The following is an 11,484-nucleotide window of genomic DNA, read 5'->3' as shown; positions in this document are numbered from 1 at the left end:
GCAATAGCGCGGTGGTCCCACCTGACCCCATGCCGAACTCAGAAGTGAAACGCCGTAGCGCCGATGGTAGTGTGGGGTCTCCCCATGCGAGAGTAGGACACTGCCAGGCATCAAATAAACGTTATCAGTGTGACGACTGGTAATGCGCAAATCGCAAAGCGCGAATTTGCCGGCATCGAGAGATGCAACGTAAAAGAATCGGTGGAGCGGTAGTTCAGTTGGTTAGAATACCTGCCTGTCACGCAGGGGGTCGCGGGTTCGAGCCCCGTCCGTTCCGCCACTTAATTGATAAGCCCTGAGTCTCTGACTCAGGGCTTTTTCATATCTATATTTTGCGATTTTCAGGCCGGAATTGTCCTTCCTTACCGCCTTACTCCCCATATTGTTGCCTTTAGATCAAAAGTCTTATGCCGAACCAGGCGTTTTTGATCAATAAAAAAGTTGCCATAATCTTCCTCATACCACATCTACCCATTAATGAGAGAAAACATTATGAGCATCCCTGCATTTGGTTTAGGTACTTTCCGCCTTCAGGATCAGGTTGTTATCGATTCTGTCAGCACCGCACTCGAGCTGGGCTATCGCACTATTGATACTGCACAGATCTATGAAAACGAAGCGGCTGTTGGCCAGGCTATCGCTGCCAGCGGCGTGAAACGTGAAGACCTGTTCATCACCACCAAGATTTGGATCGCGAACCTGGCGAAAGGCGCGCTGATCCCAAGCCTGCAAGAAAGCCTGAAAAAACTGCAAACGTCCTACGTTGATCTGACGCTGATCCACTGGCCGTCACCCAACGACGAAGTGCCGGTTGCCGAATTTATGGCTGAGCTGCTGGAAGCGAAAAAGCTGGGGCTGACCCGCCAAATCGGCGTATCTAACTTCACCATCGACTTGATGCAGCAAGCGATTGACGCGATTGGCGCCGATGAAATCGCCACCAACCAAATCGAGCTGTCACCGTTCTTGCAGAACCGCAAGGTGGTAGAATTTGCGCAGCAGCACGACATCGCCATCACCTCTTACATGACGTTGGCCTACGGCAAAGCGCTGCAGGACGAAACGATCAAAAGCATTGCTGCTCGTCACAATGCGACCCCAGCACAGGTTGTCCTGGCTTGGGCATTGAAGCTGGGTTATGCGGTTATTCCTTCTTCGACCAAGCGTGAAAACCTGGCGAGCAACCTGTTGGCGCAGCAACTGACGCTGACCGACGAAGATATGGTGCAGATTGCCGCACTGGAGTGCAACGGCCGTCTGGTTAGCCCAGAAGGTCTGGCGCCAAACTGGGATTAATCATTCCTTGCAGTAGTCAGCATAAGGCGTCCATCGGGGCGCCTTTTTTATCGTTTCAGGTATTCACTCACAAAATCAATAAAGCTGCGCAGACGGTTGCTGACGGCGCTGTCGCTGTAATAAACCGCGTTGATCGGCATGGCGACCGGCAGTGTCGCTTCCACCAGAATCGGGACCAAATCTCCACGTTTGATATCTTCGTCGCTCATAAAGTCCGACAGGCAGGCGATACCGTTGCCATGCAGACAGAGATGGCGCTGGGTTTCTCCGCTATTGGTCGTCAAGCCTGGGGTGATTTCCAACTGGCTGCCATCTGAGCAAGCCAGTGGCCAGCGGTTCAAGCTGGGAAGGTCGTTGAAGCCGATGCAGCAGTGATGTTCAAGATCTTCTACCGTTAGCGGCGTGCCGTGTTGAGCCAGATAGGCGGGAGAGGCGAGCACATGCCGGTAGCTGGTCATCAGTTTGCGCGCTTTCAGTGTGGAATCGGTCAGTTCGCCTACGCGGATTGCGATATCCACTTTTCGCTCGATCAAGTTGATAAAGTTTTCCGAAGACACCAACGATAACGACATTTCAGGATAACGTTCGCGGAACTCCGCCACTAAAGGCGTCAGCATGTGCAGCACCACCGGCGTTGCCGCGTCGACGCGCAGCAGACCTTGCGGACGCTGGCGGCTTTCCATCAGCGCATTTTCCGCCGCGGCCATGTCGTTCAGTACCTTCTGCACCTGGCGAAAGTAATTCTCTCCTTCCTGAGTCAGGCTGATTTGGCGCGTGGTGCGGTTAAGCAACGTCACGCCCAGTTTGCTTTCCAGTTTTTTTACCGTTCGGCTGACTACGGAGTTCGCTTGTTCCAGGCGTTCGGCCGCCCGGCTGAAACTGCCGCTTTCCACTACGGTGACAAAGGTGATCAGCTCGTCTGAGTTTGCTTTCATTTTTGCTCCTATAGCAAAGTTAATTTGAAATTTTGAGCATTTTTATCATTTAAGCATAGGCAGATAATAGCCGTCATCAACTTGAATGCTATTTCGGAGTAAAAAATGCCACTCGCATTACTTGCCTTAACCATCAGCGCTTTTGCTATCGGCACGACCGAGTTCGTGATTGTTGGGTTGATCCCGACTATCGCGGAGCAGATTGGGGTGACCGTACCGTCCGCTGGATTGCTGGTGACTATCTATGCCCTCGGCGTGGCCATTGGCGCGCCGGTGCTGACGGCCCTGACCAGCCGTATACCGCGCAAGCTGCTGCTGGTTGGCCTGATGGTGCTGTTCACTCTCGGTAACCTGCTGGCCTGGCAATCACCCAGCTATGAATCGCTGGTGATTGCCCGGTTGTTGACCGGCCTGGCGCACGGCGTGTTCTTCTCTATCGGCTCCACTATCGCGACGAGCCTGGTGGCGAAAGAGAAGGCGGCTTCCGCCATCGCCATCATGTTTGGCGGCCTGACGGTGGCGCTGGTGACCGGCGTACCGTTAGGGACGTTCATCGGCCAGCAGTTTGGCTGGCGTGAAACCTTCCTGGCCGTTTCTCTGATTGGCGCGGTCGCTACGGTGGCCAGCATTATTCTGGTGCCGAACAATATCAAGAACCAGGGCAGCGCCGGCGTGCGGGAACAGATGAAAGTACTGACCCATCCTCGTCTGCTGCTGATTTACGCAATTACCGCATTGGGATACGGCGGGGTCTTCACGACCTTTACCTTCCTTGCGCCAATGATGCAGGAACTGGCGGGCTTCTCTGCTCCGACCGTGAGCTGGATACTGTTGGCTTATGGTGTCGCGGTGGCGGTGGGTAACATCTGGGGGGGCAAGCTGGCCGATCGCCATGGGGCGGTGCGTGCGTTGAGCTTTATCTTTGCCGCGCTGGCTGTTTTGTTACTGGTGTTTCAGTTTACCGCCAGCCACAGTATTGCCGCTTTGCTGACGGTGATTGCGATGGGTGTGTTCGCTTTCGGCAACGTGCCGGGGCTGCAGGTCTATGTGGTGCAGAAAGCCGCGCAATACACGCCAAATGCGGTGGATGTGGCGTCCGGTCTCAATATCGCGGCGTTCAACATCGGTATTGCGCTCGGTTCGGTGATTGGCGGTCAGACCGTCGCCTCACTGGGGCTGGCGCAGACCCCCTGGATTGGCGCGCTGATCGTGGTAGTTGCACTGTTGCTGGTTAGCCTCAGCGGCCGCCTGGATAAAAAGTCTCAGCTGCAAACAGCTTGATACACAAAATCATTGTTGTCTGGCCCGCATTTTGCGGGCCTTTTCGCATTTTTCACCTATTACTCCCTGTCTTTACACAGCTATACCGTCAGAAGATTGAAATCGCTGCAGGTGGCCCCTATAACTGAAAAGGTGATGCCCGCAAAAGCCATGCCCTCTATGCGGGGTAGGCGTATAATCAATTCATCGTTGGCGAGTCTTCATCGCCAGTTTTCATGTTAATGGGTAATAGGCGAATCGCGTGCCGAAACGAACTTATGCAATGAGGTATGTTGCAGGTCAGCCAGTTGAGCGAATCTTTCCTGGCGCCGTTAACCAGCCGTTGCCGCCAGGGGCGGCGCTGCCGACGACCGGCGCTCTGCGCGTTATGGTGTGGAATATTTTCAAACAGCAGCGAGCCGACTGGCTTTCGGTGCTGAAAAACCATGGCAAAGACGCGCAGCTGGTGTTGTTGCAAGAGGCGCAAACCACGCCGGAACTGGTGAGCTACGCTACCGCCAACTATCTGGCGGCCGATCAGGTTCCGGCCTTTGTGCTGCCGCAGCATCCTTCCGGCGTGATGACGCTGGCGGCCGCTCATCCGGTTTACTGCTGCCCGCTGCGCGAGCGAGAGCCGCTGCTGCGGCTGTCCAAGTCGGCCCTGATCACCGTTTATCCGCTGTACAATGGCGAACTGTTGATGGTGGTGAACATTCATGCGGTGAACTTTAGCCTGGGCGTCGACGTCTACAGCAAGCAGTTGGGGCCGATAGGCGAACAGATCGCCAGTCACCGGGGGCCGGTGATTATGGCGGGGGATTTCAACGCCTGGAGCCGCAAGCGCATCAATGCGCTGTATGACTTTGCCGGAGAGATGGCGCTGCGCGAAGTGAGCTTCACCGACGATCACCGCCGCAAGGCCTTCGGTCGTCCACTGGATTTCGTATTTTACCGCAATCTGGGAGTGGTGGAGGCGTCGGTGCTGGTGACCAGCGCGTCGGATCACAATCCGTTGTTGGTGGAGTTCCACCCGGAAAAAGACTCTCCCGTCTGGTGAATCGCAGGTAATAAAAAAGCACCCCGCAGGGTGCTTTTTTGTACCGGAAACTTAGGTATCCGGCGTTAGCTTGTTGCCGACAAACAGGGTCAGCTTCAGACCTGGCTGCAGGTTGCCTTTGGCGAGCGTTGAATTCCAACGCATCACGTCGTTAATATCGACGCCGTGACGACGTGCGATACTGGCGAGCGAATCACCTTTACGAACCTGGTAGGTGATACTGCTGTTACTGCCAGTATTGCTGGCCACTTGCAGGGTTTGCCCAACTTTTATGGCGCTCTTGGCGCGTAAGTTGTTCCAACTCTGCAAATCGCTGGTCTTAACGTTCAGCCGCTTGGCAATGCCCGATAAAGTGTCGCCTGAGCGCACTTTATACGAACTGCCACCGGTCAAACCGCTGTTCTTCGCCAACTGCGTCGTTGGCTGAGTCACGGCGATCTGGCCATCGGCCAGCGAGTCTTTCAGCTGATCGGCATGCCCTTTGGGAACCATGATGTAATGGGGCCCGTTGGGTGCCGTAACGCCTTTTTTGTAGCCTGGGTTATACGCTTTCATCTTGGTGACTGAAAGCCCTGCCATCTCAGCCGCCTGAGTTAGCTGGATCTGCTGCCCGACATCGATACGAGCCAGCGCACGGGTTTCATCCGTTTTCGGGAGTTTCACGCCGTATTTCTTGCTGTTCTTGATGATGTCGCTCAGTGCCAGCATTTTCGGGACATAGATTGACGTTTCACGCGGAAGCGACAATGCCCAGAAATTGGTTGGCTTACCCTGGCGTTTGTTTGCCTTCACCGCTTGCATCACGCGGCCTTCACCACTGTTATAGGCGGCTACGGTCAGTAACCAGTCGCCGTTAAACATGCGGTTCAAGCGCTGCATCATGTTAAGCGCAGCGGTTGTCGAGGCGACGACATCGCGTCGACCGTCATACCACTGATTGTTTTTCAAACCATAATTGCGACCCGTTTGCGGCACGATTTGCCATAGCCCTGCGGCGTTGGCACTTGACGTGGCGTGTGGGTCAAAAGCGCTCTCCACTATGGGTAGCAGTACCAGTTCCATCGGCATATTACGTTTCTTAATCTGCCCGACTATCCAGTACATGTACGGCTCTGCCCGTAATGTTACATCGTGGAGATAGCTCTTACTTTTTAAGTACTTTCTTTTCTGATCACGGATCCGGGAATTTTCCGGAACCTCCATCTTCAGCTCGTCGCTAATGAAGTTCCACAGGTCCTGTTGCGCGGCGGGACTGTTGTTATCCAACCACCGCGCCGAGCTCGCTCGGCCATTTGCTGTGTACTCTCCTGCTTCACCATCTTGACCAGCCGAAGACAAACTCTGTGCATGCTGTTCTGGCGCCGGTGCGTCCTGCCTGGACGACTGGCAACCCACTAGCAAGACTGAGGCGAGAAATATCGCTTTAGCCTTCATGTGTGTGTCAATGTAGTTGCTTAAAAGACGAGCAATAATACTTTGCTTCGCCAAATAACACAACTAAAAGCTTAGAAGTTATCTTTCCGCAGGCGTAATTCGGAAAAAACTGAATGAAGGCTTTCTGGTGGTGAATTAAAGCCTAATTTCTTTTGTAAATCAGCGTCATGGCAACGTAAAAACAGGTTAATTTTGCGCTCTAATTGCAACGTGGTCGGCACACTGGCTTGGCCTTTTGCCCTTAACGCTTCAACATGTTGTTGATATGTTTCAATCTCTCGATCTTCCGGCAAAATAGCCCGCGCAAACTTAAGATTAGAAAGAGTATATTCATGCGCGCAGCAAATTAAGGTGTTATCGGGAAGTTGCGCGAGTTGTTGAAATGAGTCGTACATTTGTTTGGCGGTGCCTTCAAACAGCCTGCCGCAGCCGGCGGAGAAAATGGTGTCGCCGCAGAACAGATAAGGGGCACTATAGAATGCCACATGGCCCAACGTATGGCCGGGAACGGCGATAGTCCTGTATTGGCGGCCATCGATGTCAAAGGTGTCGCCGTCGCGGACGATGTGGTTGGCGCCTTTGTCCGCGGTTTCTTGCGGCCCATAGACGGCCAGCCCGGGATACTTCGCTACGATTTGCGCCACGCCGCCGACGTGATCGTGATGATGGTGGGTCAGCAGGATCGCCGCCGGCGCCAGCTGCAGGCGCTGCAACGCTTCGAGTACCGGCTGCGCTTCACCCGGATCGACGATAATGCAGCGCCCCTGTCGGTCATCCAATAACCAAATGTAATTGTCCTGGAAGGCGGGAATGCTGATAAGATTCATGGTGTACCTCTCGTTGGCAACGGCTTGAAAGAAGATAATAAATCATGAAACCAGCCCATACTCTACAAAAGCTCACCGGCCCGCAGTCCTGGGCTGAGCTGCCGTGGGGGGAGTACTATCGTGAAGCGCTCGAGCGGCAGTTGCAACCCTGGTGGCCGAAGCTGTTCGGTTTCCATCTGCTGAAGATGGGCATGCTCAGCGCCGAGCTGGCCACGGACAAATGTGCGATTTCCCATCAGGTCAACGTAGGGCTGGAGGGGGACGGGCTGCAGGTGATCGCCGATGCCTATCAACTGCCGTTCGCCGCCAAGTCGGTGGATGCCTGCCTGTTGGCGCATACGCTGTCCTATGCGGACGATCCGCACCGCATGCTGCGTGAGGTGGACAGGATATTGATCGACGACGGCTGGTTGGTTATCAGCAGCTTCAATCCGTTCAGCCTGCTGGGATTGGGCAAGCTGGTGCCCGGGTTGCGTCATCGCCAGCCCTATGTCAGCCGCATGTTTACCCAGATGCGGCTGTTGGATTGGCTCAGCCTGCTGAATTATGAGGTGCTGCATCAGTCGCGTTTTCACGTGCTGCCGTGGCACCGCAAGGGCGGCAAGTTTTTATGTACCCATTTGCCAGCGCTGGGCTGCATGAGCGTGATTGTGGCGCGCAAACGCACCTTGCCGCTAACGCCTACGCCGATGAAACTGGGGGCGAGAAAGCCGTCTCTTAGTCGCGCGGTGGGCGCGACCAAGAGCTATCGCAAGCTGCCTTAGGCTTCCGGTTGGTAACCGACGTCTTCTTGCGTCGGCTTACCGGCCGCTTCGCGCGCCAGCACGTCACAACGTTCGTTCTCCGGGTGGCCGGCGTGGCCTTTGACCCATTCCCATTTCACCTCGTGGCGCTGAATGGCCAGATCCAACCGCTGCCACAGATCGACATTCTTGACCGGCTTTTTGTCGGCGGTTTTCCAGCCGCGCTTCTTCCAGTTATGGATCCAACTGGTGATGCCCTGGCGCACATACTGGCTGTCGGTGCTGAGCGTCACGGCGCAGGGCACGGTCAGCGCTTCCAGCGCCACGATCGCCGCCATCATTTCCATGCGGTTATTGGTGGTCAGACGAAAACCCTCGCTGAAGGTTTTTTCCGTTTGCTTATAGCGTAATATCGCGCCGTAGCCACCGGGGCCGGGGTTGCCAAGGCAGGAGCCGTCGGTGAAAATTTCTACCTGTTTGAGCATCTCTGGTAGACTCTTCCTATCAGTTTTATAAAAGCCAAGTCTGACATAAACGAGCGCTGTGAGCACTGCAATATGATCTCTACAACCACCAGACAGATTGTCCTCGATACCGAAACCACCGGTATGAACAAGCTTGGGGTGCACTACGAAGGGCACCGTATCATTGAAATCGGTGCGGTGGAGGTGATTAACCGCCGCCTGACCGGGCGCAACTTCCACGTTTACATCAAGCCGGATCGGCTGGTGGATCCGGAAGCGTACGGCGTACACGGCATCAGCGATGACTTCCTGGCCGACAAGCCGACCTTCGATCAGGTTGCCGACGAATTCCTCGACTTTATCCGCGGCGGCGAGCTGGTGATCCATAACGCGGCGTTCGATATCGGCTTTATGGATCACGAATTCCGCATGTTGCAGCAGGGCATCCCGAAGACCGAGACCTTCTGCACCATCACCGACAGCCTGCTGATGGCGCGCCGCCTGTTCCCGGGCAAGCGCAACAACCTCGATGCCTTGTGCAGCCGTTATGAGATAGACAACAGCAAGCGTACGCTGCACGGCGCATTGCTCGATGCCGAGATCCTGGCGGAAGTCTATCTGGCGATGACCGGCGGTCAGACCTCGATAGCGTTCCAAATGGAAGGCGATACCCAGCAAAACGACGCCGCGCAAGAAATTCAGCGCATTGTCCGCCCGGCGACGGCGATGAAAGTGGTCTACGCCAGCGACGAAGAAGTGAAGGCGCACGAGGCGCGTCTGGATCTGGTGGCGAAAAAGGGCGGCAGCTGCCTGTGGCGCGGTGCGCCGGCCGAGTAACGGCATTTTTGCACGAAAAAAACGCACCGGATGAACCTTCGTTGAAAAACTGTGCAAACGGTTCATTTGGTGAGAAAAAGGCGTTGACGGAACCGAGAGGCGTCCGTAATATGCGCCTCGTTCCCCCGCAAGAGGGAATGGCGCGGAGCGGTAGTTCAGTTGGTTAGAATACCTGCCTGTCACGCAGGGGGTCGCGGGTTCGAGCCCCGTCCGTTCCGCCACTATTCAGAAGCCCTGAGTTAGCGATAACTCAGGGCTTCGTCGTTTCTGCTCTCGGCAAAACGGTACGGCCCAATGAACGGGGCCGGCAGACCGGCCCCTGATTCCTCAGAACAACACCGAGTAGTTCAAACCGAAGGTGCGTCCGCGGCCCTTATAGCTGTACAGCTCAGGCGAGCCGTAGGTCGGGCTGTACAGGATCGGCGCGCGTTGGCCCCAAACGGTGGTGTATTCCTTGTCCAGCAGGTTTTCCACGCTGAAGCTGATTTTCCCTACCGGCAGGGTATAGCTGCCGAGGAAATCGAGGGTGTTGTAGCCATCGATTTTGCGGCCTTGGGTGGAGTTGGCCTTGGTGTAATCGCCGTCGTCCGACACATCGAAGGTTTGCTGCGACTGTAAGCGCAGATTCCAGTCGCCCGGCGCCCAGCCGACATAAGCGGTGACTTTCGATGGGCTGGCGGTATCGACCACCAGCTTCTTCCATTCGCCGTTGACCTTGGTTTCGGAACGGATAACGTTGAAGTTGGTGCCGGCGCTCCAGTCGCTGTCTTCAAAGAAGTAGTCCACCGCGCCTTCCAGCCCATAGATGCGCCGCTTGTCCGCATTGACGTTAATGGTCATGTCGGTTTTGTTGATAGCGATGCTCTTGTCGGACAGCGAGTAGTAAGCGGCGATTTGCGTGCGCAGGTTATCGCCGGTATAGCGCCAGCCCAGCTCGTAGGCATTGACCTTGATGCCTTCCAGCTTGGAATCGCCGACGTTGACGCTCTTCAACAACTGGTAATGGCCGCCGTTCAACGCGTAGGTGCCGTTACCGTAATATTTGCCCGGATCCGGGATCTCGAAGCCCTGAGAGAAGTTGAACCAGGTTTGCTGGCGCTCGGTCAGATGTGCCAACAGGCCGGCGTTGAACAGCGCGTTGTTGTAGTCGGTTTTCCCGCCCGGTATAGCGTCGGCGGATGTCGCGGCGCCGGTGGCGATCGCCTGCTGCTGGTTATAACCGACGAAGTCGTCGATCTTGTTTTCGGTGTACTGGTAACGCACGCCGCCGCTCAGGGTGAAAATGGGATTAATGTCGTAACTGGCCTGCAGGAACGACGCCAGGTTGCTGGTGGTATAGCTCGGGTAGCGGCCGGTGCTGTAAGCGTTCTCCAGCATCATGCCGCCGGACTGCTGAGCCTTCGCCAGGTTAAAGAACTGCTGATTGGCGTTGAAGCTTTCATGCTCGGCGTCAATGCCGTAAGTCAGCGTCAGTGCGTCGACAGGTTTGCTGTTTAACGTCAGCTTGCCGCCGTAGAAATCGGTTTTTTGCTGTGAAGCACCAATGCTGTTGACGTAATAGTTCGGCGCTTTGCCCGCCAGCGTCGGGAACGGGTAGAAGGTCAACGTTTCGTCGCGGTAGTAGACCTGCGCCACCAAATCCTGGCCGAGGAAATCAGTGTTGGAATACTGCAGGTTGATCAGGTGGCGTTCGGTACCGGGGATGCGGTCGGAATTTAAGTTACCGCTGTTATATGCCTTGGCGTTGCCCGTCACCGCCGCAAAGTTCTCTCCCAGGAACAGGCCGTGATCGCCGTCGGATTGGCTTTTGTAGTATTGGGTGGTCAGCTGCAGCTGTTGATGATCGTCGATGTTGAGGGTGCCGGTGCCCATGACGTCGAGGCGATCGGAATACTGCAGGCCGGTTTGGGTATTGTCGATCAGTACCTCATTGCCTTTGCCGTCATACCAGCCGCCATAGCGCTGGTAAGAAACGGACAGGCGCCCAGAGGCGTTGTCGTTGCCGCCGCTGACCGCCGCCGCCACGTTCTCGTCGTGATCGTTATGGCCGCCAAAGCCGGTTTTACCGCCGACCTGCAACTCGACCTGCTGTTCCTGTTGCCCTTTTTTGGTGACGATATTGATCAGGCCGCCGGTGCTGCCGCCGCCGTACAGCGAGGTCGCGCCGGAAATCACCTCGATATGATCGATATTGAATGGATCGATCGAATCCAACTGGCGGCTGTCGCTGCGCGACGAGTTCAGGCGCACGCCGTCAATCATCACCATCATCGAGCGGCCGCGCATATTCATGCCATAGTTGGTACGGCCCTGACCGCTGACGTCCATGCCGGGGATCAACTGCGCCAACATGTCCTTGATCTCTTTACCGCCCTGAACCTGCTGTTCGATCTCCTGGCTTTCAATGATCCAAGTGGTCTGTGCCATTTCCGCCGTGCTGCGGTGCGAACGGCTGGCGGAGACCACCATCTGCTCTTCGGTGCCAGCTTTCTGATCTTCAGCCCAAGCCGTCGGCGCAAGCATTGCCAGCAGACAAGGGTTCAATACCCAAAGGTGTTTGCGTTTCATCGTTATTTCCTGGTGATATTGTTATTGTGTTTTTTTGAGAATGCTTCTTTTATCAATAACGTT

General features: G+C 55.5%; 10 protein-coding genes, 2 tRNA genes and 1 rRNA gene. 8 read left to right on the top strand and 5 right to left on the bottom strand.

Going from position 1 to position 11,484, the window contains the following annotated elements; translation table 11 throughout:
- From rrf to dkgB, 3 genes are all read left to right on the top strand, one after another.
- Positions 1–109: ribosomal RNA gene (rrf, locus tag ACJ8J5_RS22240) — 5S ribosomal RNA — on the top strand; the annotation flags it as partial.
- A 94-nt stretch (positions 110–203) separates the two neighbouring features.
- Positions 204–280, top strand: a tRNA-Asp gene (locus tag ACJ8J5_RS22235).
- A 212-nt stretch (positions 281–492) separates the two neighbouring features.
- Positions 493–1,296, top strand: coding sequence for a 2,5-didehydrogluconate reductase DkgB (gene dkgB / locus ACJ8J5_RS22230; protein WP_414104851.1), 804 nt, complete (start codon positions 493–495; stop codon positions 1,294–1,296).
- A 47-nt stretch (positions 1,297–1,343) separates the two neighbouring features.
- Here the strand turns inward: dkgB and yafC are convergent, their stop codons facing one another.
- Complete coding sequence (gene yafC, locus ACJ8J5_RS22225; RefSeq protein WP_025301648.1) at positions 1,344–2,231, bottom strand: DNA-binding transcriptional regulator YafC; 888 nt, start codon at positions 2,229–2,231, stop codon at positions 1,344–1,346.
- Between the two features lie 105 nt (positions 2,232–2,336).
- On the opposite strand from yafC, the gene ACJ8J5_RS22220 reads away from it, so the two are divergent.
- Together ACJ8J5_RS22220 and ACJ8J5_RS22215 are read left to right on the top strand one after the other, a co-directional pair.
- Positions 2,337–3,512 carry an MFS transporter gene (locus ACJ8J5_RS22220; protein ID WP_025301649.1) on the top strand — a complete coding sequence of 392 codons (1,176 nt, stop codon included), beginning with the start codon at positions 2,337–2,339 and terminating at the stop codon, positions 3,510–3,512.
- A gap of 241 nt (positions 3,513–3,753) precedes the next feature.
- Positions 3,754–4,548, top strand: a complete 795-nt coding sequence (locus ACJ8J5_RS22215; protein WP_025160092.1) for an endonuclease/exonuclease/phosphatase family protein — start codon at positions 3,754–3,756, stop codon at positions 4,546–4,548.
- Positions 4,549–4,599: 51 nt separating this feature from the next.
- On the opposite strand, the gene mltD is transcribed toward ACJ8J5_RS22215, so the two are convergent.
- Complete coding sequence (gene mltD / locus ACJ8J5_RS22210; protein WP_149570308.1) at positions 4,600–5,982, bottom strand: murein transglycosylase D; 1,383 nt, start codon at positions 5,980–5,982, stop codon at positions 4,600–4,602.
- 71 nt (positions 5,983–6,053) lie between these two features.
- Entirely contained in the window at positions 6,054–6,809 is a 756-nt protein-coding gene (gene gloB / locus ACJ8J5_RS22205; RefSeq protein WP_049295099.1) for a hydroxyacylglutathione hydrolase, read from the bottom strand.
- A 44-nt stretch (positions 6,810–6,853) separates the two neighbouring features.
- Here gloB and ACJ8J5_RS22200 point away from each other — a divergent pair, with 44 nt between their 5' ends.
- Complete coding sequence (locus ACJ8J5_RS22200; RefSeq protein ID WP_025301652.1) at positions 6,854–7,573, top strand: class I SAM-dependent methyltransferase; 720 nt, start codon at positions 6,854–6,856, stop codon at positions 7,571–7,573.
- On the opposite strand, the gene rnhA is transcribed toward ACJ8J5_RS22200, so the two are convergent.
- Positions 7,570–8,037: a ribonuclease HI gene (gene rnhA, locus ACJ8J5_RS22195; protein ID WP_033649910.1), complete on the bottom strand. Its 468-nt coding sequence runs from the start codon at positions 8,035–8,037 to the stop codon at positions 7,570–7,572. The genes ACJ8J5_RS22200 and rnhA overlap by 4 nt on opposite strands.
- Positions 8,038–8,109: 72 nt before the next feature.
- On the opposite strand from rnhA, the gene dnaQ reads away from it, so the two are divergent.
- Together dnaQ and ACJ8J5_RS22185 are read left to right on the top strand one after the other, a co-directional pair.
- On the top strand, positions 8,110–8,853 hold the full coding sequence (dnaQ, locus tag ACJ8J5_RS22190) for a DNA polymerase III subunit epsilon (protein ID WP_038871384.1): 744 nt from the start codon (positions 8,110–8,112) through the stop codon (positions 8,851–8,853).
- A gap of 144 nt (positions 8,854–8,997) precedes the next feature.
- A tRNA-Asp gene (locus ACJ8J5_RS22185) sits at positions 8,998–9,074 on the top strand.
- 106 nt (positions 9,075–9,180) lie between these two features.
- Here ACJ8J5_RS22185 and ACJ8J5_RS22180 read toward each other — a convergent pair.
- Entirely contained in the window at positions 9,181–11,421 is a 2,241-nt protein-coding gene (locus ACJ8J5_RS22180) for a TonB-dependent siderophore receptor (protein WP_334274216.1), read from the bottom strand.
- Between the last annotated feature and the right edge of the window lie 63 nt (positions 11,422–11,484).

Source organism: Serratia sp. CY43202, assembly GCF_052168755.1.
GTDB classification, from domain to species: Bacteria; Pseudomonadota; Gammaproteobacteria; order Enterobacterales; family Enterobacteriaceae; genus Serratia; species Serratia bockelmannii.
The sequence above is the reverse complement of the archived record's forward strand: the minus strand, read 5'-3'. Positions and strand labels throughout refer to the sequence as shown.

Coding starts and splice junctions, on each gene's coding strand:
- dkgB (WP_414104851.1), top strand. CDS start 493: ATGAGCATCCCTGCATTTGGTTTAGGTACTTTCCGCCTTCAGGATCAG.
- yafC (WP_025301648.1), bottom strand. CDS start 2,231: ATGAAAGCAAACTCAGACGAGCTGATCACCTTTGTCACCGTAGTGGAA.
- ACJ8J5_RS22220 (WP_025301649.1), top strand. CDS start 2,337: ATGCCACTCGCATTACTTGCCTTAACCATCAGCGCTTTTGCTATCGGC.
- mltD (WP_149570308.1), bottom strand. CDS start 5,982: ATGAAGGCTAAAGCGATATTTCTCGCCTCAGTCTTGCTAGTGGGTTGC.
- gloB (WP_049295099.1), bottom strand. CDS start 6,809: ATGAATCTTATCAGCATTCCCGCCTTCCAGGACAATTACATTTGGTTA.
- ACJ8J5_RS22200 (WP_025301652.1), top strand. CDS start 6,854: ATGAAACCAGCCCATACTCTACAAAAGCTCACCGGCCCGCAGTCCTGG.
- rnhA (WP_033649910.1), bottom strand. CDS start 8,037: ATGCTCAAACAGGTAGAAATTTTCACCGACGGCTCCTGCCTTGGCAAC.
- dnaQ (WP_038871384.1), top strand. CDS start 8,110: ATGATCTCTACAACCACCAGACAGATTGTCCTCGATACCGAAACCACC.
- ACJ8J5_RS22180 (WP_334274216.1), bottom strand. CDS start 11,421: ATGAAACGCAAACACCTTTGGGTATTGAACCCTTGTCTGCTGGCAATG.